This window comes from Stenotrophomonas veracruzanensis (assembly GCF_032911525.1).
Classification (GTDB): domain Bacteria; phylum Pseudomonadota; class Gammaproteobacteria; order Xanthomonadales; family Xanthomonadaceae; genus Stenotrophomonas; species Stenotrophomonas africana.
The window spans coordinates 259,374-286,149 of record NZ_JAWJTI010000003.1; the positions used below are offsets into that span (position 1 = coordinate 259,374).

Annotated in this window: 25 protein-coding genes; 15 read left to right on the plus strand and 10 right to left on the minus strand. The window is 66.5% G+C overall.

Going from position 1 to position 26,776, the window contains the following annotated elements:
• Positions 1–111 precede the first annotated feature (111 nt).
• Positions 112–1,140 (minus strand): alpha/beta hydrolase-fold protein, encoded by a 1,029-nt coding sequence (locus R1H25_RS04575; RefSeq protein WP_317222877.1) that lies wholly within the window; start codon positions 1,138–1,140, stop codon positions 112–114.
• 280 nt (positions 1,141–1,420) lie between these two features.
• On the opposite strand from R1H25_RS04575, the gene R1H25_RS04580 reads away from it, so the two are divergent.
• Positions 1,421–1,795, plus strand: a complete 375-nt coding sequence (locus R1H25_RS04580; protein ID WP_317222878.1) for a hypothetical protein — start codon at positions 1,421–1,423, stop codon at positions 1,793–1,795.
• 73 nt (positions 1,796–1,868) lie between these two features.
• On the opposite strand, the gene R1H25_RS04585 is transcribed toward R1H25_RS04580, so the two are convergent.
• From R1H25_RS04585 to R1H25_RS04605, 5 genes are all read right to left on the minus strand, one after another.
• The gene (locus R1H25_RS04585; RefSeq protein WP_010485830.1) at positions 1,869–2,258 is read right to left on the minus strand and encodes a DUF805 domain-containing protein; all 390 of its coding nucleotides are present in this window, start codon (positions 2,256–2,258) and stop codon (positions 1,869–1,871) included.
• A gap of 144 nt (positions 2,259–2,402) precedes the next feature.
• On the minus strand, positions 2,403–3,701 hold the full coding sequence (locus tag R1H25_RS04590) for a replication-associated recombination protein A (protein ID WP_317222879.1): 1,299 nt from the start codon (positions 3,699–3,701) through the stop codon (positions 2,403–2,405).
• 272 nt (positions 3,702–3,973) lie between these two features.
• Positions 3,974–4,612 (minus strand): outer membrane lipoprotein chaperone LolA, encoded by a 639-nt coding sequence (lolA, locus tag R1H25_RS04595; RefSeq protein ID WP_317222880.1) that lies wholly within the window; start codon positions 4,610–4,612, stop codon positions 3,974–3,976.
• Between the two features lie 111 nt (positions 4,613–4,723).
• A complete protein-coding gene (locus R1H25_RS04600) occupies positions 4,724–6,667 on the minus strand; it encodes a DUF3857 domain-containing protein (RefSeq protein ID WP_317222881.1) in 1,944 nt (647 codons plus the stop codon).
• Positions 6,668–6,706: 39 nt separating this feature from the next.
• Positions 6,707–9,067 carry a DNA translocase FtsK gene (locus R1H25_RS04605; protein WP_049449527.1) on the minus strand — a complete coding sequence of 787 codons (2,361 nt, stop codon included), beginning with the start codon at positions 9,065–9,067 and terminating at the stop codon, positions 6,707–6,709.
• 233 nt (positions 9,068–9,300) lie between these two features.
• On the opposite strand from R1H25_RS04605, the gene trxB reads away from it, so the two are divergent.
• Together trxB and R1H25_RS04615 are read left to right on the plus strand one after the other, a co-directional pair.
• Positions 9,301–10,272 (plus strand): thioredoxin-disulfide reductase, encoded by a 972-nt coding sequence (gene trxB, locus R1H25_RS04610; protein ID WP_317222882.1) that lies wholly within the window; start codon positions 9,301–9,303, stop codon positions 10,270–10,272.
• Between the two features lie 102 nt (positions 10,273–10,374).
• Entirely contained in the window at positions 10,375–11,499 is a 1,125-nt protein-coding gene (locus R1H25_RS04615) for a GNAT family N-acetyltransferase (protein WP_317222883.1), read from the plus strand.
• Between the two features lie 161 nt (positions 11,500–11,660).
• Here R1H25_RS04615 and R1H25_RS04620 read toward each other — a convergent pair whose 3' ends face one another.
• On the minus strand, positions 11,661–12,929 hold the full coding sequence (locus tag R1H25_RS04620) for a hypothetical protein (RefSeq protein WP_317222884.1): 1,269 nt from the start codon (positions 12,927–12,929) through the stop codon (positions 11,661–11,663).
• Between the two features lie 73 nt (positions 12,930–13,002).
• Here R1H25_RS04620 and aat point away from each other — a divergent pair, with 73 nt between their 5' ends.
• The 4 genes from aat to R1H25_RS04640 all read left to right on the plus strand — a co-directional run bounded on the left by aat (position 13,003) and on the right by R1H25_RS04640 (position 15,013).
• A complete protein-coding gene (gene aat / locus R1H25_RS04625; RefSeq protein ID WP_317222909.1) occupies positions 13,003–13,743 on the plus strand; it encodes a leucyl/phenylalanyl-tRNA--protein transferase in 741 nt (246 codons plus the stop codon).
• Positions 13,744–13,829: 86 nt separating this feature from the next.
• Positions 13,830–14,048 (plus strand): translation initiation factor IF-1, encoded by a 219-nt coding sequence (infA, locus tag R1H25_RS04630; protein ID WP_005409596.1) that lies wholly within the window; start codon positions 13,830–13,832, stop codon positions 14,046–14,048.
• 171 nt (positions 14,049–14,219) lie between these two features.
• Positions 14,220–14,492, plus strand: coding sequence for a hypothetical protein (locus R1H25_RS04635; protein ID WP_049399363.1), 273 nt, complete (start codon positions 14,220–14,222; stop codon positions 14,490–14,492).
• A 128-nt stretch (positions 14,493–14,620) separates the two neighbouring features.
• Positions 14,621–15,013: a hypothetical protein gene (locus R1H25_RS04640; protein WP_049446765.1), complete on the plus strand. Its 393-nt coding sequence runs from the start codon at positions 14,621–14,623 to the stop codon at positions 15,011–15,013.
• 75 nt (positions 15,014–15,088) lie between these two features.
• Here R1H25_RS04640 and clpA read toward each other — a convergent pair whose 3' ends face one another.
• Positions 15,089–17,374 carry an ATP-dependent Clp protease ATP-binding subunit ClpA gene (clpA, locus tag R1H25_RS04645; RefSeq protein ID WP_010485852.1) on the minus strand — a complete coding sequence of 762 codons (2,286 nt, stop codon included), beginning with the start codon at positions 17,372–17,374 and terminating at the stop codon, positions 15,089–15,091.
• Between the two features lie 138 nt (positions 17,375–17,512).
• On the opposite strand from clpA, the gene R1H25_RS04650 reads away from it, so the two are divergent.
• The gene (locus R1H25_RS04650; protein WP_317222885.1) at positions 17,513–18,325 is read left to right on the plus strand and encodes an APH(6) family putative aminoglycoside O-phosphotransferase; all 813 of its coding nucleotides are present in this window, start codon (positions 17,513–17,515) and stop codon (positions 18,323–18,325) included.
• A gap of 161 nt (positions 18,326–18,486) precedes the next feature.
• Here R1H25_RS04650 and clpS read toward each other — a convergent pair whose 3' ends face one another.
• Positions 18,487–18,813, minus strand: coding sequence for an ATP-dependent Clp protease adapter ClpS (gene clpS / locus R1H25_RS04655; protein ID WP_006444529.1), 327 nt, complete (start codon positions 18,811–18,813; stop codon positions 18,487–18,489).
• A gap of 112 nt (positions 18,814–18,925) precedes the next feature.
• Here clpS and R1H25_RS04660 point away from each other — a divergent pair, with 112 nt between their 5' ends.
• The 7 genes from R1H25_RS04660 (at position 18,926) to R1H25_RS04690 (ending at position 23,852) form a co-directional block, all read left to right on the plus strand.
• The gene (locus tag R1H25_RS04660) at positions 18,926–19,396 is read left to right on the plus strand and encodes a hypothetical protein (RefSeq protein ID WP_049446369.1); all 471 of its coding nucleotides are present in this window, start codon (positions 18,926–18,928) and stop codon (positions 19,394–19,396) included.
• 1 nt (position 19,397) lies between these two features.
• Positions 19,398–19,859: an NUDIX hydrolase gene (locus R1H25_RS04665; protein ID WP_317222886.1), complete on the plus strand. Its 462-nt coding sequence runs from the start codon at positions 19,398–19,400 to the stop codon at positions 19,857–19,859.
• Positions 19,856–20,998 carry a tRNA 2-thiouridine(34) synthase MnmA gene (mnmA, locus tag R1H25_RS04670; RefSeq protein ID WP_057501118.1) on the plus strand — a complete coding sequence of 381 codons (1,143 nt, stop codon included), beginning with the start codon at positions 19,856–19,858 and terminating at the stop codon, positions 20,996–20,998. The genes R1H25_RS04665 and mnmA overlap by 4 nt, the downstream gene beginning before the upstream one ends.
• On the plus strand, positions 20,995–21,609 hold the full coding sequence (gene hflD / locus R1H25_RS04675; RefSeq protein WP_049446364.1) for a high frequency lysogenization protein HflD: 615 nt from the start codon (positions 20,995–20,997) through the stop codon (positions 21,607–21,609). Before mnmA ends, hflD begins: the two co-directional genes overlap by 4 nt.
• A 164-nt stretch (positions 21,610–21,773) precedes the next feature.
• Complete coding sequence (locus tag R1H25_RS04680) at positions 21,774–22,964, plus strand: methyl-accepting chemotaxis protein (protein WP_057501117.1); 1,191 nt, start codon at positions 21,774–21,776, stop codon at positions 22,962–22,964.
• Positions 22,965–23,062: 98 nt separating this feature from the next.
• Positions 23,063–23,278, plus strand: coding sequence for a hypothetical protein (locus tag R1H25_RS04685; protein ID WP_049446361.1), 216 nt, complete (start codon positions 23,063–23,065; stop codon positions 23,276–23,278).
• A gap of 67 nt (positions 23,279–23,345) precedes the next feature.
• Positions 23,346–23,852 carry a hypothetical protein gene (locus R1H25_RS04690; RefSeq protein WP_317222887.1) on the plus strand — a complete coding sequence of 169 codons (507 nt, stop codon included), beginning with the start codon at positions 23,346–23,348 and terminating at the stop codon, positions 23,850–23,852.
• A 141-nt stretch (positions 23,853–23,993) separates the two neighbouring features.
• Here the strand turns inward: R1H25_RS04690 and R1H25_RS04695 are convergent, their stop codons facing one another.
• On the minus strand, positions 23,994–26,753 hold the full coding sequence (locus R1H25_RS04695; protein WP_317222888.1) for an EAL domain-containing protein: 2,760 nt from the start codon (positions 26,751–26,753) through the stop codon (positions 23,994–23,996).
• Positions 26,754–26,776: the final 23 nt, after the last annotated feature.

Sequence of the window (26,776 nt, forward strand, 5' to 3'; positions counted from 1 at the left end):
TTGCACACGTAGGCCGCGCCACGTGGCGCGGGATTCATCGGTTGCCTGGGCCGCTGCACGTCGGCAGTCTCGCCTGGGTAGTGGGGTCGCACGGCATCGCGTGCGAGGGATTCATTCGGCGGCGTTGTCACCGCCATTGGACGCGCCGTCACCGGCGCTGCGGTCAGTCACGCCGTACAGCTCATGCAGCGCAGCGTGGAAGGAAGCCGGCAGCATCGGGCCGTGACCGAGGCCGTCGAACTCGCGGTACTGCACGCTCAGGCCCGGCACCTTGCCCAGCCGTTCGGACAGCTGCATCGCTGCATCCGGGGTGGCGCCACCGATGCGGCGCAGGTGTGCGACCACGCGCGGATTGTTCATGTCGCGCTTGCCGCGATCGCCGACACGCTCGGCACCGCCCAGCATCAGCCAGAGCTTTGCCGGCTGGCCGTGCACGTTCTGCACGAACTGCTGTTCCGGATCGCCCAGTGCCGCGCCCTGGCTCCACCACAGCGACGGGCTGGCCGCCAGATAGGACTGGAAGGCGGCGGGGCGGGTGTAGAGCGCGTTGAGTACGAACAGCCCGCCCAGCGAGTGACCCCACAGCGCTTGCTGCTGCATATCGACGCGTGCGCGACGCTCGACTTCCGGCTTGATGCGGCGTTCGATCACATCCAGGAAGGCTGCGGCACCACCGCCGACCGCCTGGGTTATTCCGCTTTCATCGTCGGCGCGATCGATCCATGCGGTGTAGTCGCGGGTGCGCGCCTTGGAATCAATGCGCAGGTCATTGTCGTAGCCGATCAGCACCAGCACCGGTGGCGCCTTGCGCGCGGCCAGTTCGGCCAGCAACGGCTGGTCCAGCACCATGGCGACGGCGTTGCCGTCCAACGCGTACAGCACCGGCAGCGGCGCCTTGCCGGCCTTGGCGGGAATGGCCACATTCACCCGCCAGCGGCGTTGCTGGTCGGGGCTGTCCACCACGAAATGCTCGAAGCGATAGCTGGCCGCTGGCTCGTCGAGCACGGTGTGGCCGATCTTCTGCAGCGGATTGCGCTGCTGCGCATGGGCGTACGGGGTGGCCAGGAGCAGACCCATCATCAAGGCGGCCAGGCCGCGGGCCAGCGGACCACGGCGCGTAGGAAGGACGAAATGCTTCATCAGCGGCGGCAGAAGCGGCCCAGGGCCGCCGGTTCACAAGGGACCGCAGTCTACCTTAAACGCGAATGATTATCACATCGATCAAACGTCACGCTGTGTATCACGCGCGCGCATGCCCGGGTTGCGCAAGGGGCGGCACTTCCCCTATTTTGCCGCCCATCGGGGCATTGGATCGCCCCGCTTCCAGCGCAGCCATGGATGGCGGGTACTTGCCGCCATCCGGGTCGCGTTCATCTGTACACAACCGCCATGGGATTGGATCCCATGATTGTGAGAACCCTTGAAGCACAACGCACTGATCGCCCTTGCCCTCGGCCTGCTCGCCCCGCTGGCCGCCCACGCCGCGCAGGACCTGCCAACGCTCTACCAGGCCTTTGAAGAGGCCGGTAATTCGTCACTGGGCATGGACCAACTCAACCAGACGGTGACCTTCAGTGCCGTAGCACTGAGCGTTTCCAGCAACCTGGCGGGCGAGCCGCTGATCGAGGCCGGCGATGACCAGGGCAATGTCATGGCCCGGCTGACCACGGACGATGAACAGCAGGCCGCCAGGCTGGGCGCACTGGAAGAAGGCGCAACCTTCACCGCCAGCTGCACGCTGCAGTTCAGCTCGGGCACCGATTACCTGTCCTTCGGCGATTGCACCATCAAGTAAAGATGAAGCCGGCAAGATGCCGGCTTCTTTTCTTTGCCTCTGTAGCGTCGAGCCATGCTCGATTCACGCAACGTCACGGCCCCGAAGGCACCGGACCATAAACGTTCTCCTGCGGCGTGCCCGGCAGCAACGAGAAGATCATGATCACGATCCCGCCGCCTGGCACCAGCGCCAACAGGAACAGCCAGCCCGACTGGTTGCAGTCATGCAGGCGGCGTACGGTCACCGCGATCAGCGGCACGATCGTGACCAGCCACATCACACACAGCAGTACCACCATGCCGATCAGGATGCCGGCCAGCGCATCGGCACTGTTGCGCAGAAGGATCGCCAGCACGCCGGCCAGCAGCATCACTGCCGTTGCGACCAGGAACAGGAACAGCTGGTACATCCAGTACTCGCGGCGGTTGGCGCGACCCTCGAACTGGGCGTAGCGCTTCAACGGCAGAATCATTTCCTGCACGGCATCAATCCTTGAAAAAGTAGCCGCGCAGTGTGCCAAAGACCGGCGCCGGGGACAATGTAGCGCCGAGCCATGCTCGGCTGTCGGGAGCCGTGAGGTGCTGCGAAAAGCAGTCGAGCATGGCTCGACTCTACAGAAGCCGGGTCAGCGGCCCTTCGCGGCTCGCGCGGCCTCACGCTCCGCGCGCAGCCGATCCAGTTTTTCCTTCAACTTGATCTCCAGCCCGCGCGGCACCGGGTTGTAGTACACGCGCTCACCCATCGCATCGGGGAAACCGGTCTGGTCCAGTGCGATACCGCCTTCGGCATCATGGTCGTACTGGTACTCGGCGCCGTAGCCCAGCTCTTTCATCAGCTTGGTCGGCGCATTGCGCAGGTGCAGCGGCACTTCTTCGGTACCGCTCTCGCGCACGTCGGCCTTGGCCTGGTTGAAGGCCGCATAGCCGGCATTCGACTTGGCGGTGCTGGCCAGGTAGAGCACCAGCTGGGCGAACGCCAGCTCGCCTTCCGGGCTGCCCAGCCGCTCGTAGATGTCCCAGGCTTCCAGCGCCATGCTCTGCGCGCGCGGATCGGCCAGGCCGATATCCTCAATCGCCATGCGGGTCAGTCGCCGCGCCAGGTAAGACGGATCGCAGCCACCATCGAGCATGCGGGTCAGCCAGTACAGCGCGGCATCCGGGTTGGAACTGCGTACCGACTTGTGCAGCGCCGAGATCTGGTCGTAGAACTGCTCGCCGCCCTTGTCGAAGCGACGGGTACGGTCGGCCAGCACCTGGGTCAGGGTCTGCGGGGTGATGCGACCGCCCTCCCCGCCCGCCAGCTCGGCGGCGATTTCCAACAGGGTCAGCGCACGACGCACGTCACCATCGGCGGCGCTGGCGATTTCCAGCAGCAGTTCGGGAGCGACCTCAATGCCCTCTTCGCCCAGGCCGCGCTCGCGATCACCCAGCGCACGTTCCAGCGCCTCGACGATGTCGGTCGGCGAAACGCCTTCCAGCACATGCACGCGGCAACGCGACAGCAGCGCCGAGTTCAGCTCGAAGGACGGGTTCTCGGTGGTGGCGCCGACGAACAGGATGGTGCCGCGTTCAATGTGCGGCAGGAACGCATCCTGCTGCGCCTTGTTGAAGCGGTGTACCTCGTCCACGAACAGCACGGTGCGGCGGCCTTCGGCGAAGCGCTGCGCGGCCTCGGCCAGCACCTGGCGCACTTCCGGCAGACCGGACAGCACGGCGGAGATGGCGCGGAATTCGGCGTCGGAATATTCGGCCAGCAGCAGCGCCAGCGTGGTCTTGCCGCAGCCCGGCGGCCCCCACAGGATCATCGAGTGCACGCGACCGGATTCGACCGCGCGACGCAGGGCACTGTCCGGCGCCAGCAGGCGCTTCTGCCCGACCATTTCGTCGAGGGTGCGCGGGCGCATGCGCTCGGCCAGCGGGCGCATGTGCTCCCGATCAACACTCAGCAGATCGGGGCCGGGGAATGAAGTGGAGCGATGTCTTGGCACGCGGTCATTGTACCGCGAGCGCGTGCCAACCAAGGTTGGCACCCACCAGCGCCGGGCCATGATCGGGCAGTGCCGGCCGCTGGCCGGCAGATCAAAAGCGTGTCAACCAAGGTTGACACCCACCGGAGCAGAAGGTTGACACCCGCCAAGGCGGTGCCGGTTGACACCCACCAGGGCAGGTAGCGCCGGGCCATGCCCAGCGACCGCAATCAATTACCGATGACGTCGGTGCCCTTCGGCGGGGTGAAGCTGAAGGTGCCGGCGGCAAAGCCCGGGTTGCGCTTCCAGCCACTGAAGCTGATCACGGTACGCTGGCCGACCGCATCGGTGATTTCCATCTTGGCCAGACCCTGGGCATTGAAGCCCAGCGCGGCGTACTGGAAGCTGGCTTCGGTCTCGCGCTTCGGCGACAGCGACAGCCACTGCAGGCCATCGCGCTGCGCGGCCTCTTCACTGACGTCGTACTGCTGTTCCAGCAGCGCCGGGTTGATCAGCGCGGTCAGCGGGCTGTTCTGCTCTTCCTTGCCCTGCTCGCGCACGGTGGCCTGTTCCAGGTCCGGCTCGTACATCCAGACCTTCTTGCCATCAGCCACGATCAGCTGTTCGTGCGGGCGCACGTACTCCCAGCGGAACAGGCGCGGCGCCGACAGCGCCACACGGCCACTGGTCGATTCCTTCACCTTGCCACGGCTGTCGAACACCTGCTGGCTGAACTGGCCATCCAGGCCCTTCAAGCCACTGGTGAAGGACTTCAGGTCATCGCGGGCGCCAGCCCAGGCGCTGCCAGCGGAGGCGCAGGCCACGGCCAGGGTGGTGGTGGCAAGGAAACGGCGGAAGCGGAAGTTCATGCGGGAATCCTGTGGGCGCGGGCGCCAGGAAAGGTGGTTGCCAGTGTGCCCGGGGAAAGATGAATGGGCGATCAGGGCGACATTATGCCGCCCTGAACGTCCATCGGCGATTCAGCCGCCGGATGCCGGCAGCTTGCCGTACAGCACCTGGCCACGGAAGCCGCGCCGCACTTCGCGGTACAGCGCGCGGAACGCCGGATAGTCCTGCGGCTGGCACAACGCCTCCGGCCCACGCACCGCGTTCTGCTGCAAGCGGTGGTGCACGATCACGTCCTGGCCTTCGCGACTCCAGTCCACCCGGTACTCACCGGCGGCATTCGCGAAACGCTGGCTGGCCGGGATAGCGATGATCGGCGCGTTGGCCGGGAACTGCAGGCGGTAGGTCTCCTCACGCAGGCTGGCATTGCAGTAGAACGGCGTCTCGTTGGCCGGCGCCGAGGCGGTCGCGTACAGGCCGCGCACCGATTCGCCGCCCGGCGGGTCCGGCACGGCCATGCCGCCGGCCACGCTGAAGTCGGCGTAGTCCTCGGCCTGGAACGCCATGCGGTAGCCGAACGGCCGGGTCAGGTCGACCGGAACGCCCTGGATCTGCAGCTGCCCTCGCCCGTCGAAACCGGACGCGGCCATGATCTGCTCTTCAGCGCGCGCACGGTTCTGCGCATTGAGCTGGGAGAACTGGGCGCGCATGCCGATCTCGGCGTTCTCGCCCAGCTTCGGGATCGTCTCGCCGCGCAGGTTGCCGTTGGCGTCGAAGGTGAAACGCACGTCCATCGAGGTGGCATTGCGCTCCGGCGTGTTGGCCGGGGTACGCGCCAGCGTGGCGTCACGGGTACGCATCACCGGGGCGCCCAGGTCACCTTCCGGCAACTGCCCGAAGCGCGCCCACGCCGTGGTCGAATCCAGGTACAGATCGAACTCGGGAATATAGGTGATGGCGTGGTTGAAGCGGCCCAGCACCGGAATCTTCGGCAGCGTCGGGCCACCGCCCGCACCGATCAGCACCGGCGAGCTGGCGATGCCCTTGGCCGCCAGCAGCGCCTCGAGGATCGTCACATGGTCCTTGCAGTCGCCGTAGTGGTTGTCGAGGATGCTCTGCGCGCTGTTCGGCTCCAGGCCGCCATTGCCCAGGTACACCGCCACATAACGGATGTTCTGCGCCACCCAGCGGTACAGCGCGTCAGCCTGCTCGCGACGGTCGCTGATGCCAGTCGTGATTTCGTCTGCCAGCGCCTGCAGTTCCGGTGTGACCTGCGCGGCCGGGCCGGCCTTGAGCTGGTAGGCGCGCCCCATCTGCGACCAGTCACGATAGGTGCTGGCCATGATGTTCGGGCCGAACTCCCAGCCCGCCGCCGACCAGTTCTGTGCCGGCATGGCTTCGCGCCGCTGGTAGCGCCAGCGCCACTGCGCCTGGCCGTTCTTCACCGTGGGCCGATCGCTGCCCTGCACGCCGCGGCTGTCGACGAACATCGGCAGGTTGGCCGGCGCACTCAGGGTGACCTCGGCGTCCTCGTACTCGGTGAAGACGTTGAAGGTCTCCCACAGGCCGAAATAGCCCGGGAAGTACGGCGTAGCCTGGGTGCGGCGCACCTGGTAGTACAGGCGCGTGCCCGGGGCCAGGTTCGGGAACACGATCACCCGCACCTTGCGGTCGGCATACATTGCCGCCGAGGCGCTGGAGTAGCTCTCCTGGGTATAGATGCGGTCGGCGGGGACGTCGCGGCGCTGGCCATCGGCGGTGATGGTGTAGGCGCCGAGCACTTCCAGCGTCTCCATCTTCTCGCTGTAGCTCAGCCGCACCTGGCTGAACTGCTCGACGGAGGCCTTGGTCTTGAGCAGGACTTCGTAGGTTTCGGTCTGCACATTGCCCGCATCCGGCCGCACCTGGTAGTCGGCGCGGTAACGGACAATGCTGAAATTATTGCTGGCTTCGGTATCGCCGCTGGTGGAAGGCGGCGCCGTGGCGGGCGCGGAGGTGGCGGTTTCTGCCAGTGCCGGGCCGGCAGCCAGGAAGGCTGCCAGCGCCAGTGCCAGCGCGCTTGGTACGGGGTGAAGCATGCGTCGGTTCCTTGGACGTCGTGGGGGATACGTCGGGTCTTACTTCGGCGGCGGCGGTGCCAGCACCGTGCGGTCGCCGTTGTGCTCGGGCGAGCTGACCACGCCGGCCGCTTCCATGGCCTCGATCAGTCGCGCTGCACGGTTGTAGCCGATCTTCAGCCGGCGCTGCACGCCGGAAATCGAGGCGCGGCGGGTCTCGGTGACCACCCGCAGCGCTTCGTCGTACAACGGGTCGGACTCGTCGCCGGCAGAGCTGTTCTCCGGCAGGCCGGTGGCACCGACGACCACGCCGTCGCCCATCGTCTGCACTTCGTCCAGCACGCCGTCGACATAGTCGGCCGGGCCCATCGCCTTGAGGTGCTCGACCACGCGATGCACTTCCTCGTCGGAGACGAAGGCACCGTGCACGCGCTCGGGCATGGCGGTGCCCGGCGGCAGGTACAGCATGTCGCCGTGGCCCAGCAGGGTTTCCGCGCCGGACTGGTCGAGGATGGTGCGCGAGTCGATCTTGGAGCTGACCTGGAAGGCGATGCGGGTCGGGATGTTGGCCTTGATCAGGCCGGTGATCACGTCCACCGACGGGCGCTGCGTGGCCAGGATCAGGTGGATGCCGGCCGCACGTGCCTTCTGTGCCAGGCGCGCGATCAGCTCTTCCACCTTCTTGCCGACGATCATCATCATGTCGGCGAATTCGTCGATGAAGATGACGATGAACGGCAGCGTCTCCAGCGGGCGCGGCGCCTCGCCCAGTTCCGGGTTCGGCTTGAACAGCGGGTCCATCAGTGGCTGCCCGGCATCCTGGGCTTCCTTCACCTTCTTGTTGAAGCCGGCCAGGTTGCGCACGCCCACCGCGCTCATCAGCTTGTAGCGGCGCTCCATCTCGGCCACGCACCAGCGCAGGCCGTTGGCGGCCTCCTTCATGTCGGTGACCACCGGCGCCAGCAGGTGCGGGATGCCCTGGTAGACGCTCAGTTCGAGCATCTTCGGGTCGATCATCAGCATCCGCAGATCTTTCGGCGAGGCCTTGAACAGCAGGCTCAGCACCATCGCGTTGACCGCCACCGACTTGCCCGAACCGGTGGTACCGGCCACCAGCAGGTGAGGCATGCGCGCCAGGTCGGCCACGGTCGAGCGGCCAGCGATGTCCTTGCCCAGCGCCAGGGTCAGCACGCTGGCCGACTTGTCGTATTCCTTCGAGCGCAGCAGCTCGGAGAGATAGATCATCTCGCGGGTGACGTTGGGAATTTCCAGGCCGATCACCGACTTGCCCGGAATCACGTCGACCACGCGCACCGACTTCACCGACAGGCCGCGCGCGATGTCCTTGTCCAGCGAACTGATCTGGCTGACCTTGATGCCCGGCGCGGGCTCGATCTCGAAGCGGGTGATGACCGGGCCGGGGTTGGCACCGACCACCTGGGCGTCGATGCGGAAGTCCTTCAGCTTGAACTCGATCTGCCGCGACAGCGCGTCCAGGGTTTCCTTGTCGTAGCCCACCGGCTGCGGCTTGGGGTCGTCCAGCAGGGCCAGCGGCGGCAGGTCCGAGCCGTCGCCGTTTACGCCACGGAACATCGGGATCTGCGTGTCGCGCTTGGCCCGGTCACTCTTCTCGATCACCGGTTCCGGGCGCGGTTCGATCTTCACCGGCTCGCGCTTGGCGCGCACCTCGGCATCGGCCTTGCGCACTTCCTGGCGCTCCTCGCGCATCACCCGGGTCTGCTGCCACTCGGTGACTTCTTCCTTCTTGCGCGCCAGCAACGGCGCCAGCGACATCACGCCGCGGCCGATCTTTTCCATCACCGTGAACCACGACAGCCCGGTGGCCAGGGTGATCGAGGCCAGCAGCAGCACCAGCACGAACAGGTTCGCGCCCAGCGCGCCGAAGCCCACGGTGAGCGAATTGCCGACCAGCTTGCCGAGGATGCCGCCGGCACTGGAGATATCACCACTGAACAGCCGCACGTGCAGGAAGCCGGTACCGGCGATGAGGAAGCCGACCAGACCGACCAGGCGCAGTGCCGGGTCCAGGTCGTTCTCGCCCTTGCTTTCGCGCTTGAGCCCGAACATGGCGATCCACGCCAGCGCGCCCAGCACCACGGGCAGCAGGAAGGCGATGTAGCCGAACAGCTGTAGCAGCACATCGGCGATCCAGGCCCCGGCGCGGCCGCCGAGGTTGTGCACCGGCGCGACTACGCTGCCGGTGTGCGACCAGCCCGGGTCCGTCGCTGAATAGGTGAAAAGACTGGCCGCCAGGTACAGCAGGGCCGGCGCGATGGCGATCAGACCCAGATCGCGCCAGAGGCGCTGGCGGCGTGGATTGTCGGTCGTCGCCGCCGCGGCCGTGCGACGTGACGCCTTGCTGTCGTCGGACTTGGAGCGTTCGGGGACCTGCTTCGCCACCTTAGACCATACCTTTGGAATGCGCTGTTAGTGATTGATAATAAATGAGACGGCGTCAGTTTTCAGTTATGCGACATCTGACAGGGTCTGCGGAGGGCAGGAACCACCGCTGGATGACGGCGTTCTGTTCATCGGCTTGAATCGCCCTGCCCCAGCCGCCACTCTATGACCTGCCACGGATGCTGCGCAAATATCGCCAGCGCCTTGTCCCATCTACCTTTTCGCGAGTTTACATGAGCACCAGCCTGCCCTCCCGCCACCAGCGCCTCGTCATCCTCGGTTCCGGCCCGGCCGGTTGGACCGCCGCCGTCTACGCCGCCCGCGCCAACCTGAAGCCGGTCGTGATCACCGGCCTGCAGCAGGGCGGCCAGCTGATGACCACCACCGAGGTGGACAACTGGCCGGGTGACGCCCACGGCCTGATGGGCCCGGACCTGATGGCGCGCATGCAGGCTCATGCCGAGCGCTTCGAGACCGAGGTCATCTTCGACCACATCCACACCGCCGACCTGTCGCAGCGCCCGTTCAAGCTGATCGGCGACAGCCACGAGTACACCTGCGATGCGCTGATCATTTCCACCGGCGCCACCGCCAAGTACCTGGGCATCCCGACCGAAGACGAGTTCAAGGGCCGCGGCGTGTCCGCCTGCGCCACCTGTGACGGCTTCTTCTACCGCGACCAGGACGTGGTCGTGGTGGGTGGCGGCAACACCGCCGTGGAAGAGGCCCTGTACCTGTCCAACATCGCCCGCAAGGTCTACCTGGTCCACCGCCGCGACACCCTGAAGGCGGAGAAGATCATGCAGGACAAGCTGTTCAAGAAGGTGGCCGAAGGCAAGATCGAGTCCGTCTGGCACCACCAGGTGGAGGAAGTGCTGGGCAACGACGCCGGCGTGACCGGTGTGCGCGTGAAGTCCACGCTGGACGGCAGCACCCGCGACATCGACGCCCACGGCTTCTTCGTGGCCATCGGCCACCACCCGAACACCACCCTGTTCGACGGCCAGCTGGCAATGAACAACGGCTACCTGGAAATCCGCTCGGGCCTGGGCGGCAATGCCACCCAGACCTCGGTGGAAGGCGTGTTCGCCGCCGGCGACGTGGCCGACCAGCACTACCGCCAGGCGATCACTTCGGCCGGCTTCGGCTGCATGGCGGCGCTGGATGCCGAGCGCTACCTGGACGCGCAGGGCAAGGCCAGCTGAGAGGCTGACCCGCTTCTGTAGGGTCGAGCCACGCTCGACTCCGGATAGAAGGCCGACGCCAGTGCGTCGGCCTTTCTGTTTCATCTGCCCTATCCTTCCCTCATGTCCTCCCCTCGCTTCCTCGACTCCCTGCAGTCCATTGCCGCCGCCGACTGGGATGCACTGCACGACGGCCGCAATCCTTTCGTCAGCCACGCCTTCCTGTCGGGCCTGGAACAGCATGGCTGCCTGCGTGAGGACTGGGGCTGGCAGCCCCGGCACTTCACGCTGTGGGAGGGCGACACGCTGGTCGGCGCCATTCCGGGCTACCTGAAGACCAATTCGCACGGCGAGTTCGTGTTCGACCATGCCTGGGCCAACGCGTATGCCCGTCATGGCCGCGACTACTATCCGAAGTGGCTGGGCGCGGTGCCGTACTCGCCGGTCACCGGCCCGCGGCTGCTGGCCCGTCACGATTCAGAGCGCGTCACGTTGCTGTCGGCATTGCGCGAGGCGCTGCCAACGCTGGACGTGTCCTCGGCCCATATCAACTTCCACACCGCAGTGGACGAGGCGCTGTTCGGCGATGACTGGCTGCTGCGCGAGGATGTGCAGTTCCAGTGGCATAACCCCGGTGACTGGGCGACATTCGACCAGTTCCTCGGTGCGATGAACCACAAGCACCGCAAGAACATCCGCCAGGAACGGGCCAAGGTCACCCGCCAGGGCATCAGCTTCCGCGTGGTGCACGGCGACGAGGCCAGCCGCGCGGATCTGCAGGCGATGTATCGCTTCTACCTGCAGACGTTCCTCGAGTACGGCAACGCTCCGGCGCTGACCGAGGCGTTCCTGCGCCATCTGGCCATTTCATTGGGCCGCGGGCTGGTGCTGTTCCTGGCCGAACAGGACGGCGAGCCGATTGCCGGCGCGCTGTGCCTGCGCGGTGGCGACACGCTGTACGGCCGCTACTGGGGCGGCGCCACCCTGCCCGGCCTGCACTTCGAGGCCTGCTACTACCAGGGCATCGAATACTGCCTGCGCGAAGGGCTGACCCGTTTCGAGCCGGGTGCACAGGGCGAGCACAAGCTGGCGCGCGGCTTCCTGCCGACGCGGGTGCGCAGCCGGCACTGGGTGGCCGATCGGGATTTCGCAGACGCACTGCAGGACTGGTGCCGGCAGGAGCGGCGCAATGTGCGGCGTTACCAGCAGGAGCTGCAGGGGCATGGGCCGTTCCGCGTAGATCTGTAGAGTCGAGCTTGCTCGACTGGCGCGGTACCGAGAAGCGTGCCAACCAAGGTTGGCACCTACCAGAGCAATGAGGCCTGCCAACCAAGGTTGGCACCTACCAGAGCGATGAGGCCTGCCAATCAAGGTTGGCGTTTATCAGAGCGATGTCGAGGGTGCTGTGCTCAGGTGCACTGCCAGAAGTGCCCACTCACCCGGCACTTCGCACACCAGAACGTGTAGAGCATGCCGCCACTGCCCCATAGCAGCGCGCCTCCACCGGTGGTCGGCAGCGTCGAATCCAGCTGCATCACGAAGGGCATCTCCTCACCGCAATCGATGCACGCCGGATACCAGGCACTCTGCACCCAGCTGGGCGCACCGCCCACGCGCGACAGGTTCTGCCGATGATTGGACTGTCCCCAGTCCTGCTGCTGCCAGCGCGCACTGTCCATGGCGGCCAGACCCACCTCGGCCTGCATCAGATCACCGCTGTCGGTCGGCGTTGCCGGCACCTCCAGACGCTGCCTGGGGTGGCAGCTGGGCAGGCCGGCGGCATCGTGGCGATAGAAACGCACGGGCGGATCTTCCCAACCGCAGCAGTCCAGGCACAGGCCCAGCGTGATCTCACCCGCCGCGCCCGGCTGCAGCGCGGCAGCATCGGTTCGCAGCAGGCGCTGCAACGGCGCATGGCAGCTGCCACACAGCGCTTCCAGCGGCCCTCCCATCTGCCCGGCGTGGTGCACCTGCCCACCATTCCAGGTCGGGTGCAGGCGCCAGATGCGCTTGCGCCAGCTCGGCTCTTCGGCCACCTGCGCGCGATGCTGCTCGCGGCCGAAGCGGATGTGCAACGGCCGCTCCCCATGCAGGCGCCGCGGCTGCGGTCCGTCGGCGACGCCGGCCCAGTGCGCCCAGACCTCGGCATCCAACCGCCCCCAGTCGACCGCGTAGCCGCGGGCAACGGCGTAGGCCTCCGGCTGGGCTGCAAGCAACAGCGCCCGGGCTCGCGCCATCTCGCGATCGTCATCGGCTTCGGCCAGGATCTGCGCCCACTGTGCGGCAATGGCAGAGGGCAAGCCACGCCAGACCTGCGACGCCAGCTGCAGCTCATCCTCAGTGGCGACCGCCAGCAATGCCTCCCAGTCGTCCTGCAGCAGCTGTGGCGCCTGATAGCTGGCGAACTCCATCACGCTGGCCAGCAGCTCGCCGCGCTCGCCATCTCGATAGCGACGCCAGGCCTCGACACAGACCGGCGCAACCGCTTCGTCGGGCAGCAGATCCAGCGCCATGTCGAGAAAGGCCGAACTGGGCGAACGCCGGGCGAGGGCCAGCAGCATCAGCGCACCGAGCTGGTCCGGCTGCTCAGTGGCCAGCGCCAGCAGCATGCTCTGGCTGTCGTTGCGCGTGCGCGGGGTGTCGTGCACATCGAGGATGGCGGTGATCGCGTCACTCATGCGTAGGGCTCCTTGCCATTGGACGCTGATGGTGCCAGACATCAGCGATCACCACGGCGAATACAATGGCGGCATGACCCGCCAGCTGCCCTGGCGCCTGGCAGATGCGCCGGACGCCCCCTTCCCTCCGGCCGAGACCGCCCTGCGCCAGCCCGACGGCCTGCTCGCGGTGGGCGGCGACCTGCATCCGGTGCGTCTGCTCAATGCCTATGCCGGCGGCATCTTTCCGTGGTTCAGCGAGGGCGAGCCAATCCTGTGGTGGTCGCCGGACCCGCGCATGGTGTTCCGCACCGAGGGTGTGCATCTGTCCAGCCGCTTCCGCCGCCAGTTGCGCAGCAGCACGTGGGAGATCACCGCCGACACCGCCTTCAGTCGTGTGATGCGCGCCTGCGCCGCGGCACCGCGGCCCGGCCAGGTCGGTACGTGGATCAGCCCGGCGATGGTCGAGGCCTACGGCCAGCTGCACGATCTCGGCTTCGCCCATTCCTTCGAAGTCTGGGATCGGCAGACGCTGGTCGGCGGCATCTACGGCGTCGCGATCGGCGCCATGTTCTTCGGCGAGAGCATGTTCAGTGGCGCCAGCGGCGGCTCCAAGATCGCCCTGGCCGCCCTGGCATCCACCCTGCGTGGTTGGGGCTGGGAACTGATCGATGCCCAGGTGGAGAATCCGCACCTGCTGCGGATGGGCGCCGAACACCTGCCGCGCGCGGACTTTCTGGAGCACGTCCGCGAGGCCGTGCACCGTGACGGCCGTGAAGGCCCCTGGACCCAGGCGGTAGGACGCTTGCCAGCACGGCGTTTGGCCGGGGGTTAACACAAACTTTGCAAGCCGGGCCCATCACGCGTAAAATACCGCGCCTTAGGCCCAGCGTGGCCGTTTTCTGAACCGCACAGGACTACATGTCGAAAGACGATTCCATCGAGTTCGAGGGCACCGTCAGCGAGACGCTGCCGAACACCACTTTCCGCGTTCGTCTGGAAAATGGGCACGAAATCATCGCCCACATCTCCGGCCGCATGCGCAAGAACTACATCCGCATCCTCACCGGTGACCGGGTCAAGGTTGAAATGACCCCGTACGACCTGACCAAGGGTCGTATCACCTACCGCATGAAGTAAGCGGTCGGCGCACTGCGCCACTCCGACAGGGCCGGCCTCGCTGCTGGCCTTTTGTCGTGCACGGAAGAAAGTTCCAGACTTCGCCCGCAGCGCATTTTCGTCGTTGTCTGAAATCCAGCGCCGCGCCGGGTAGCTAGACTCAACACGTTCTTCACACAGGGTGCAGCGCGCATGACCTACCTGATCGTCCTGGATCCCCAGTCCGTCACCAGCCGTTGCTACGCCAGCAAGGGCCCGGACGGCACCTGGTTCGGCCAGCCCTGCCTGGTCTGTACCAGCATGGATGCGTCGCACCCACTGTACCTGGCCGTGCAGCGCGAGATCCCGCACATGGGCAGCACACTCAAGCAGCGCTTGCACATTCCGCACGAAGCGGTCGCATTCGTGATCGAGGATGGCGGCGACCAGGGCCGCCAGCAGGGATTCCGTTCAATCGCGGCCTGATGCGCCAAAGGTCATCGTGACCGATCTCACCATGGCGTCGGTCAGCCCTGCTTGCGGCAGATTCGCATTTGCAGCGACAGCGTCATCGTGGGATCCGATCCAGTCCGGATCGCCACCCCCGCCCGATCATGAACGCCCTGCTCCCGCACGTCCTGCTGCCGGCAGTTCTGCTGGCCAGCCTCCCCCTGTCGGCGCGCGCCGCCGAACCCGCCAAACCCGCCAAACCCTCCACCCCGGCCGAGTGCATCGCCCTCGGCACCAGCCGCGACATCCGCCCCTCCAGTACGGAACGCGAAGTGCTGCTGCGCGACGGCAACAACCACTATCGGGTCCACCTGCAGAAGCGCTGCCTGGGCGCCGCGGCATCGGCCAGCTACGTCTTCTTCACACCCAACACGACCGAGCAGATCTGTGGCGATGCTCGCAGCACCCTGCAGACCGACAGCAACCACTGCACCGTGACCTGGATCGAGCCGGTCGATGCGGCAACCTTCAAGCGCCTAGCCCAGCAGGGACGTTGAAGGGCGGATACGCAACAAGGGCGGCCGGAGCCGCCCTTGTTTTCCAACCGCACCCGGAATCGATCCGGCGCCGCCTTACTCCACCGTCACCGGCAGCAGGCGCTCTGGTTCGGCCTGGGTTTCGACCACCAGCTCGTCGTCGCGGACGTCGATGCTGACCTTGCCACCGTTGACCAGCTTGCCAAACAGCAGCTCGTCGGCCAGCGGACGCTTGATCTTGTCCTGGATCACGCGGGCCATCGGGCGGGCACCCATCAGCGGGTCGAAACCATGGTGGGCCAGCCAATCACGCGCGGTCGGCGTGGCCGACAGGCTGACGTGCTTGTCCTGCAGCAGCATCTCAAGCTCGATCAGGAACTTGTCGACCACGCGCAGGATGTGCTCGAAGCCCAGCGCCTGGAACTGCACGACCGCGTCGAGGCGGTTGCGGAATTCCGGGGTGAAGCTGCGACGGATGGTCTCCATTGCGTCGGTGGCATGGTCCTGCTTGGTGAAACCGATCGAACGCCGCGAGGCCTGCGCCGCGCCGGCATTGGTGGTCATCACCAGCACCACGTTCTTGAAGTTGGCTTCACGACCGTTGGTATCGGTCAGCACGCCGCGGTCCATCACCTGCAACAGGATGTTGAAGATGTCCGGGTGCGCCTTCTCGATCTCGTCCAGCAGCAGCACGCAATGCGGCGTCTTGACGATCTTCTCGGTCAGCAGGCCGCCCTGGTCGAAGCCGACGTAACCCGGAGGGGCACCGATCAGGCGACTGATCGAATGCGGTTCCATGTACTCGGACATGTCGAAGCGGACCAGCTCAATGCCCAGCTGTAGTGCCAGCTGCTTGGTCACCTCGGTCTTGCCGACACCGGTCGGACCGGCAAACAGGAAGTTACCGATCGGCTTTTCCGGATTGCCCAGGCCCGAACGGGCCAGCTTGATCGCCGAGGACAGCGTCTCGATGGCCGGGTCCTGGCCAAAGATCACCATCTTCAGGTTGCGCTCCAGGTGCTGCAGCACATCCTTGTCGGTGGCGCTGACCTGCTTGGTGGGAATGCGCGCCATCTTGGCGACGATCGCCTCCACTTCCTCGACGTCGATCAGCTCCTTGCGCTGGCCTTCCGGCAGCAGGCGCTGGCGGGCGCCGGCCTCGTCGATCACGTCGATGGCCTTGTCCGGCAGCAGGCGGTCGCCTATGTGCTTCACCGACAGGTCAACCGCAGCCTGCAGCGCCTCGTCGGAATAGGTCACGCCGTGGTGCAGCTCGTATTTGGACTTCAGGCCCTGCAGGATCTCGTAGGTCTCGCCGACGGTCGGCTCAACGATGTCGATCTTCTGGAAGCGACGGGCCAGCGCCCGGTCCTTCTCGAAGATGCCACGGTATTCCTGGAAGGTGGTCGAGCCGATGCAGCGCAGCTCGCCGGACGCCAGCGCCGGCTTGATCAGGTTGGACGCATCCATGGTGCCGCCCGACGCCGAGCCGGCACCGATGATGGTGTGGATCTCGTCGATGAACAGCACCGCGTTGGGCACCTTCTTCAGCGCGGTCAGCACGCTCTTCAGGCGCTTTTCGAAGTCGCCGCGGTACTTGGTGCCGGCCACCAACGCGCCCAGGTCGAGCGAGTAGATCACCGCGTCGGCCAGTACCTCAGGCACCGAGCCCTCGACGATGCGGCGGGCCAGGCCCTCGGCGATGGCGGTCTTGCCCACGCCGGCCTCGCCCACGTAAAGCGGATTGTTCTTGCGGCGGCGGCACAGGACCTGGATGGTGCGCTCGATCTCGTCGGCACGACCGACCAGCGGGTCGATGCGACCGGCCCGGGCCTGTTCATTGAGGTTGCTGGCGAACTCGGTCAGGGCATCTCCCTTCGGCTCGCCCTCCCCGCCTTCGATGCGGCCTTCGCCCTCGGAGGACGAGGACGGCTGCTCGCCTTCTTCGCCCAGCTTGGCAATGCCATGGGACAGGTAATTGACCACGTCCAGCCGGGTGACGTCCTGCTGGTTGAGGTAATAGACGGCGTGGGAGTCCTTTTCGCCGAAGATGGCGACCAGCACATTGGCGCCGGTGACCTCCTTCTTGCCCGAGGACTGCACGTGGTACACGGCCCGCTGCAGCACGCGCTGGAAGCCCAGGGTCGGCTGGGTATCGCGGCCGTCATCTTCGGCCAGGCGGGACACGGAGGCCTCGATGGCCTGCTCAAGCTCCTGGCGCAGGCGTTCGGCGTCTGCACCACAGGCTTTCAGTACGGCCTGGGCGGACGGGTTGTCGAGCAGTGCCAACAGCAGGTGTTCGACCGTCATGAACTCATGCCGGGCCTCACGGGCGCGCTTGTAGCACTGGCCGATGGTGTGTTCGAGGTCTTTGCTGAACATGGATTACTCCGGCGGCAGATAGGGACAATATGCGGCCTGACTACGCGATTTCCATCACCCTAGCGGATTGCTGCGTTCAGATGGCGTTAGCAGTGCGAATCGCTTGATCTTCATTCACCCCAGGACAGCCCACCCAGCATGAGCGAACCCTACCTGAGCCGCTGGCGATTGCGGCGTGATGGCGCGGCCATCGAAACGCCCCATGCCCAGCTCTGGCCGGTGCTGACCGCCGCCGGAGAGCCGGCCATGCTGAAGATCAGCAGCGAAACCGAAGAGCAGAACAGCCATCGCCTGCTGCGCTGGTGGGAAGGCGATGGCGCCGCCCGCCTGCTGGCCCACGAGGGGCCGGCGATCCTGATCGAACGTGCCGGTGGCGACTCGCTGCGGCAACGTTCGATAGGGGGTGACGATGACGCCTGCACCACGATCCTGTGCCAGGTCCTGCAGCGGCTGCACCGGCCACGGAGCGCGCCGCCAGCGGAACTGGTCTGCCTCCGTAGATGGTTCGCCGACCTGCTGCAGCCAAGGGCCGCGCTGCCGCCACTGCTGGAACAGTGCAGATCACTCGCGGAGGCCTTGCTGCAGGAAGAGCGTGAGATCCGGCCGCTGCATGGCGACCTGCACCACGACAACGTGCTCGATTTCGGCGCGCGCGGCTGGCTGGCGATCGACCCGAAGCGGCTGCTGGGAGATCGTGCCTTTGATTACACGACGATGTTCAGCAACCCGGATCTCTGCGGTCCCGGCATCCACGTTGCCACGCGGCCCGAACGGTTTGCCGCCCGGGTGGAACAAGTCAGTGTGCTGGCAGGCGTGGAGCGCACGCGCCTGCTGCGCTGGATCGCAGCCAGCGCGGGGCTGTCAGCGGTGTGGTTCCGGGACGACGGCGACCCCGCCGAGGTCGACGAGGCAGTGGCGCGCATGGCGCTGGAGGCGTTGGCGCAGGCGTGACCTCCGCGCCTGGTGGGCGCACTCCATCCGGGATCATTGCGCCGGGACGAAAAGCAGCCGAGCATGGGCACGGCTCTACAGGTTTCTGCCTTGGTAGGTGCCCACCTTCGTGGGCACGCCGTGTCCGGAGTCGATGCACCCGGACGAGGATCGGCAGCCGGTCAGGCCTTTTCCATCGTGCACAGCAGCGGGTGCTGGTTCATCCGCGAATACTCGTTGACCTGGGCCACCTTGGTCTCGGCCACTTCGCGGGTGAACACCCCGCATACGCCGCGGCCACGAGTATGGACGTGCAGCATCACCTGCGTGGCCTTGTCCAGGTCCATGCTGAAGAACTGCTGGAGCACGTCCACCACGAAATCCATCGGGGTGTAGTCGTCGTTGAGCAGCATCACCTGGTAGAACGGCGGCGGCGCCACTTCCGGGCGCGCGGGCTCCACGGCAACGCCGTGCTCGTGATGGGAATCGGGGGAAGACTCATGGGGCATCTGCCCATTATAGAGGCACGGGCAAGCCTGCGTCGGCCTGCCGCAGATTGGACGCCACGCACGCCCACCGTCACAATTGCACCCTCTCTCAACACTGTTTCACAGGATCTTCATGAAAAGGACCCTTCTCCCCGCTCTGCTGATCGCCCTGGCTGCAGCCGGCTCCGCTGCCGCCGCAGACGCCGACAAGGCCGTGGCCCGCCACCTGGACAAGCTGGGCTACACCTACGAAGTCGACGAGGATGGCGACTACCGCATGGTGTTCGACGTCGAGGGTGACCGCACCCAGATGGTCTATGTGCGCTCGTCGGTGGAAGATTTCGGCAGCCACAACATCCGCGAGATCTGGTCGCCGGCCTACAGCGCCAAGACCAAGCAGTTCCCGGTAGCCGTGGCCAACCGCCTGCTGGAAGACTCGCAGGATGCCAAGATGGGTGGCTGGGTCAAGCAGGACACCACCGCCATGTTCGTGGTCAAGATCGACGCCGATGCCACTGCCGACCAGCTCAGCGACGCCATCGATGCGGCCATCCGCACCGCCGATGCGATGGAGCTGGAACTGACCAAGAAGGACGAGTTCTGAGTTGAACGCCACGCCGGACCCGCGCTGGGCACCGCACGCCACTGTCGCCACGGTGGTGGTCGACGGCGGCTGCGTGTTGCTGGTTGAAGAGACCGTCGACGGCCGCCAGGTGCTGAACCAGCCGGCCGGCCACCTCGAGCCGGGCGAAAGCCTGGCCGAGGCAGCCCTGCGCGAGACCCGCGAAGAAACCGGCTGGACGGTGCAGCTGACCCACTTCATCGGCTGCTACCAGTGGACTGCCGGCGACGGAACAGCCTTTCTGCGCTTCTGCTACGCAGCCCGCCCGGTATCGCACAACCCGGCGCAGCCGCTGGACACCGGCATCGACCGCGCGCTGTGGCTGACCCCGGCCGAACTGCAGGCCGCCGGTGAACGCCTGCGCAGCCCGCTCGTCTGGCAGGTGGTGGCCGATTACCTGGGTGGCCAGCGCCACCCACTTTCCCTGGTCCGGGAGGTCGCATGAGCACTCCGCGCGTGATGGTGGGCGTTTCCGGTGGCGTCGACTCCTCGGTCGCCGCCTGGCGCCTGGTACAGCAGGGCGAAGCCGTGGCCGGCCTGTTCATGCAGAACTGGGCCGACGACGGCAGTGGCGATTGCCGCGCGGAGGACGACCGCCGCGACGCGGTGGCCGTCTGCGGCCTGCTCGGCATCCCCTTCCACTTCCGCGATTTCTCCAGCGAATACTGGCAGGGCGTGTTCGAGCACTTCCTGGCCGAGTACGCGGCCGGGCGCACGCCGAACCCGGACGTGCTGTGCAACCGCGAAGTGAAGTTCAAGCACTTCCTGGACGCCGCCCGCGAGCTGGGCGCCGAACGCATCGCCACCGGCCACTACGCGCGGGTGACCCAGCGCGGCCATCAGTGGCTGCTGCTGCGTGGTGCCGACCGCTCCAAGGACCAGAGCTACTTCCTGCACCAGCTGGGACAGGAACAGCTGTCGGCGACCCTGTTCCCGATCGGCGACCTGGAAAAGACCGACCTGCGCCGGATCGCGCGTGACGTCAGCCTGCCGACCCACGCCAAGAAAGACTCCACCGGCATCTGCTTCATTGGTGAGCGCGACTTCCGTGAATTCCTCGGCCGCTACCTGCCGGCCAAGCCCGGCCAGATCCTCGACCCGGCCGACGGCAGCGTGATCGCCGAGCATCCGGGTGTGTTCTATTTCACCCTGGGCCAGCGCGAGGGCCTGAACATCGGCGGCGTGCGTGGCCGCCCGGCCGCGCCGTGGTACGTGGTTGGCAAGGACGTGGCCAGCAACGTGCTGTACGTGGACCAGGACCGTGACAGCAAGTGGATGCTGTCCGAGCGCCTGCGCTCGGAAACCGCGCACTGGATCGCCGGTTCGCCGCCGGCACGGCGCTTCGAATGCACCGCCCAGACCCGCTACCGCCAACCCGACGAGCCGTGTACGGTCGATGTGCTGGACGATGGCAGCGTGCTGGTCACCTTCGCGCGCCCGCAGCGCGCCGTTACCCCTGGTCAATCGCTGGTGCTGTATGACGGTGATGTGTGCCTGGGTGGCGCGGTGATCGCCGCCACCGATGCGCCGCTGGAACAGCGCCTGCGCACCACCCCTTCCCCTTTTGAGGTAATCGCTGCATGAGTTTCACTGTCGACGACCGCGTCCTGGCTTTGGCCGGCATTGCCCAGGCCCTGCAGCAGGTACGCCGTATCGCCGATACCGGCCATTCCGACGCCGCCGCCGTGCGCACCGCCGTGGACAGCGTGTTCCGCGTCGATGCGTCCTCGCCGCAGGAGGTGTTCGGTGACCGCCATGCACTGAAGTCCGGCCTGCGCCTGCTGCACAACTACTTCCGCAGCCAGGGCCAGGACCCGATCCTGCCCAAGCTGGCCCTGTCGGTGCTGCAGCTGGAGCGCCGCTTCGTTCAGGATGGCGCCACCGTGAACAAGGTCGCCTCGGGCATCGAGCGCGCCCAGCGCCAGGCCACCGAACTGGGCGACAGCGGCCACCCGGACGTGCTGGCCAACCTGGGCGGCCTGTACGCCGACACCATCAGCCACCTGAAACCGCGGGTCATGGTGCAGGGCAACCCTCACTACCTGGGCCAGGCCGGCGTGGTGGCCGAGATCCGCGCCCTGCTGCTGGCGGCGGTGCGCTCGGCGGTGCTGTGGCGCCAGCTGGGCGGCAGCTACTGGGACTTCCTGTTCAGCCGCAAGGCGATGATCGAAGCCGTGGACCGGCAGCTGGCCTGAGCCGCATGAGGTCGGATCCCTTTCCGGCACGGAAAGGGCTCTGACCCCGAGGCCGCCAAGGCGTCGGAAAACCGGCGCATTCAGAATGCACTTCGAGGCATTTCGACGTTAAAGAGAAAGGGGGTACGGCCGATACATCCTCCGTGCACCTCCCGAGAACGTCCATGTACTCACGCATTTTCATCCGTCTGGCCGCCCCCCTGGCTCTGACCCTGCTGCTCCCCTTCGCCATCGGTTTCGAATGGCCGGCCGCCCTGCGCTGGGCGATCCTGACCACGATGACGCTGAGCTGGCTTGGCTTTGCGTGGTGGACCACCCGCGCCCAGGCGCACCGCTCCCCCGAACACGCCCGTGTCCTGCGTGAGCAGGACCAGCTGCTGACCGAACTGCGCAACTTCGTCGGCAACGAGATCGACGGTTCGCGTGGCGAAGTGGAACGCGCCCGTGACCTGATCCGCCAGGCCGTCTCCAGCCTCGGCGGCAGCTTCGATGCAATGAACCGCAAGTCGCGCCAGCAGAGCCAGGCCCTGTCGCGCATCGTCGACCGCGCCGGCGATGAAGGCAGCGCTGGCCTCGACGTTGCCCGCTTTGCCCAGCATGCCAGCCACCGCATGGAACAGCTGGTGGAAGCACTGGAACAGGTGAGCGGCCAGAGCAGCACCACCGTGCAGCACATCGATCAGATGGCACAGCACCTGGATGGCATCTTCGCGCTGCTGGAAGACGTCAAATCGATCGCCGACCAGACCAACCTGCTGGCCCTGAACGCTGCAATCGAAGCGGCGCGTGCCGGTGAAGCCGGTCGTGGCTTCGCGGTGGTCGCCGACGAAGTGCGCAACCTGTCCGAGCGCTCGACCACCTTCAACGAGCAGATCCGCAAGCTGGCGCACAGCTCCAAGGACGCCATTGCCAAGGTGCGCGAGACGGTTTCGCACATGGCCTCGCGCGATATGGACCGCTCCCGCGAAGCCCGCCAGGAAGCGGCGGCGATGCTCGACAACGTCGCGCAGATCAACGCCTCGCTGGGCGACGGCATGCGCGAAGTCTCCGAGTGCGCCCGCTCGATCGATGGCAGCGTGGCCGAAGCGGTGCGCGCCCTGCAGTTCGAGGACATTGCTACCCAGGCGCTGGGCGGCGTGCACACCCACCTGGACCGCCTGACCGCGATCAACCGCGAAGCGGTGGCCCTGCAGGAACTGCTGCATCGCAACGGCGGCGTGTTCGACGAAGAGATCGCCACCGCCCTGCAGCGCACCGGCAACCGACTGCGCGAGCTGCGCAGCGAATGGGAACGCCCGCCGCACAAGCCTGTTGCCCAGCAGAGCATGGGCGCCGGCACCGTCGAGCTGTTCTGACCCTGATGTCCGCTGCCGTCGCCGGCAGCCCGCAAGGCCCCGGTTCGTCCGGGGCCTTTGCCTGTAACCCGCCGTTGGATGCATCCTGTACACGCACCATGACCCTGATCCGCGCCCTGCCCTCCCTCACCGACACCGAGCGCCCGCGCAACGCGAGCGTGCGTGAGCAGCTGCAACAGCTGGAAGAGGTCGCCCGCGAGGAGATCCGCGAGCTGCAGCAGCTGGCGGATGCGCGGCCCGCCCCGTCTCGCGCGGACGAGGAGCTGCTGGGACTGGCGTGGGACCTGGGGTTGGACGGCGAGGCGCTGAAGTAGATCCACGCCATGCGTGGATAGGCCGTCGCGCATGGCATGATCCGCCGGTCCCTTTCGTGGAAGACCGATGGCCATCGCCCTGATCGCAGTACTGTTGATCGAGACCGTCCTGCTGATGGCCTGGGTGGCCGGCTATTTCAGCTGGGGCATCACCCTGTTCAACGAACGCATCGCAGCGTCGCCCGCCATGCAGGCCCGGCTGTCGCTGGGCAGCCTGGAACGTGACCTGCCGCAGGACAAATGGCTGCAACTGGCCTTCCATGCGCTACCCGACGGCAGCATGGCGTTCCGCGAGAGCTTCGCGCCGAGCTTCGGCCTGCGCTACTTCCCGGTAATGCGAGGACGCGTCGTGCTCAACGCGCGACGGCACGAGGTGCGGGTGATCGGCCTGTGCAGCTGGTTCGTGGCGATCCTGTCGCTGGTGCTGTTGCCGCTGGTGGCGATGCGCCCGATGGTGGCGCCAATGCTGCTGGTACTGCCGCTGTTCCTGGCCAGCTATCTGGTCCAGAAGCGGCGCTATGCGGCCATTGTCGAGACGCTGCGCATGCAGTTGAAGTCGGAGTTTCCAAGGTAGATCCACGCCATGCGTGGATGATCGCGCGTCCAGGCATCAGTGCCCACCAACGGACGGCACCCACCAAAGCGGATTGCGGTAGACCTACGCCATGCGAGGATAGACACAGCAGCCAAGGTCAGTTCCAACCAGTGCAGCTGATCAGCGCACCAGCACTGCTTCGCCGCTGGCGTCGGTGCGCATCGGGGCCGGGTGCTGCTGGCGCAGCCACTGCGCCAGGTCACGCGGGCTGAGCGGACGCGAGTACAGGTAGCCCTGGATCTCGTCGCAGCCCTGGCGGCGCAGCATGTCTTCTTCCTGGTGCGTTTCCACGCCCTCGGCCACCACCTTCATGCCCAGCGCGTGGCCCAGGTGCACGATGGCCTGGGTTACTTCGGCCGTGCCCGAATCGTGCAGCATGCCCTGCACGAAACTGCGGTCGATCTTCAGGCGACCGACCGGGAAGCGGTTGAGATAATTGAGGTTGGAGAAGCCGGTACCGAAGTCATCCACCGCCAGCGGCACGCCGTGCCGTTCCAGCACATCGAAGCAATGGCGCAGGATGTCGGTGTCACGGATCAGCGCGGACTCAGTCAGCTCCAACTCCAGCCGTTGCGGCGGCCAGCCGTGGGCATGGCAGATCTCGATCACACGTTCGGCAAAGCCGCGGTCACGCAACTGCACCGCGGATACATTGACCGCGATGCGGTCGAAACGCAGCCCAGCCCGGTCCCAGGCCATCGCCTGACGGCAGGCTTCGTTCAACACCCAGTCACCGATCCGAACGATCTCACCGCACTTTTCGGCAATCGGAATGAACTCGGCCGGGCTGCAGTAGCCAATGCCGGGGCGGTGCCAGCGCAGCAGTGCCTCGATCGCCGGCGGCTCGCCGTGATGGGCGTCCAGCAGCGGCTGGTAGGCCAGGCTGAACTCGTCGCGCTCGATGGCGCCGTGCAGCGCATGTTCGAGCTCGAGCCGGCGCTGGATGCGGGCCAACGCGTCCTGGCTGTAGTACTGGTAGGTGTTGCGCCCCGCTTCCTTGGCCGCATACATCGCGGCATCGGCCGCGCGCAGCAGCGAATCAAAATCAGTCTGAGCCTCACCGAGCATGGCGATGCCGACGCTGGCGCCGACCTTCAACGTGGTTTCGCCACGGCGCAGCGGCTCGGCCAGCGAAGCAATCAACTTGCGCGCGACGTGGCCGGCGTCTTCCGGCTCGGCCAGGTCGCGCAACACCACGATGAATTCGTCGCCACTGAAGCGACCAAACAGGTCGTTGTTGCGCAGGTTCTGGTGCAGGCGCGTGGCCGCGGCCTTCAGCAGCGCATCACCGGTGGCATGACCGAAGCTGTCGTTGATGGTCTTGAAGCCATCCAGGTCGATGAACAGCATCGCCAGCGATGTGCCACGGTCGCGCGCTTCCTCGATGGCCTCGGCGGTCTGCTCGCCGAGCAGCACGCGATTGGGCAGGCCGGTGAGCAGATCGTAGTGCGCCAGCAGCTCGATGCGCTCATTGGCCTCGCGCTCGCGGGTAATGTCACGGAACAGGACAACGAAGCGCGGCGGCAGGCCGTCACGGCGGTCCAGCTCGATCAGCACCTGCACCCAGACGCGCAGGCCGGACTGGCGGTAGAAGCACAGGTCCAGCTGCTCCGGCAGGCCGCCATTGGCGATACGGGCGAGCGCCGCTTCGAAGGCGTTGCGTGAGTCCTCGGTGTACAACGCCAGCGCCTGGTCGAGGGTGATCGGTTCCTTGCGCAGGCCGTGGATGCGGTAGCACTCCTCGGTCCACTGCATGCTGCGGGTCAGCACTTCGATTTCGCAGCCGCCGATGCGGCCCAGCGCGGAAACCCGGTTCAGCAGTTCGGTGCGCCAGCGGATCAGTGCATCGGTCTGGTGCTGCTCGGTGATGTTCTGCACCTGGCCGAGCAGGCGCTTGGGCTGGCCATCCATGTCCAGCAGCGGCTGCATCCACAGGCGCAGATGCTGCGACGGTTCATTGCCCCGGGTCAGTTCCAGTTCGATGTTGGCGGCCCGGCCATCGCGCCACAGGCGCCGCCATGCTGCGCGCAACGCTCCCCGCGATCGCGGGTGCAGCTGCTTCAACCAGCGTCGCTGGCCGGGTGCACTGCCCTGCTCCAGCGCCAGCATCGAGCGCAGCTCCGGCGACCACCAGAATTGACCGCTGTTGGGGTCGAACGACCAGCTGCCCATGCTGGCGATGCGCTGGGCCTCGCTCAGGTGCAGCTGCTGTTCCTGAAGCAGCCCTTCCAGCTGCTTCTGCTGTTCGATATCGGTATGCGTGCCGACCATGCGCAGCGGCTGGCCATCGGCGGTGCGGGCGACGACGCGACCGCGGTCCAGTACCCAACGCCATTGGCCATCGGCCTGGCGGAAACGGAACTGTGCGCTGTACTGCTCGCTCAGGCCACGCAGATGCTCGTCCAGTGCAAGCCGCGCCTGGGCGATGTCCTCGCTGTGCACGCGGGCCAGAATCCCGGTGGCGGTTTCATCACCCAGTGCCGGGGTACGCAGCACACGGTCGCTGGGAATGTCCCAGTCCCAGAGGCTGTGGCCGGCACTGTCCAGCGCCAGCTCCCAGCGCCCGCCGCCGCCGAGCGGCACCGGTTCGGGAATGCTCAGCGTAAAGGCCAGCAGATTGCCCGCGCCATCGTGCACGGCACGCAGGTGACCATCGTAGTGCCCGTGCGGGCCGCCCGGCAGCGTGCAGGCCACGATGCCGCCGTCGGCGGCCATCAGGCGTAGATCTTCCAGCATCGGCGCGTACGCGGCCACGGTAGCCGGCAGGCCATGCTCGCGCGCAGCCGGATTGGCCGCCAGCGGGCGGCCCGTGCGGTCGACGATGACCAGCGCAGACGCAAGCGGGTGCTGCAGCAGGCTGGCGATGATCCCTTGGTCCACGCGATCTTGCTCCGGATGACACG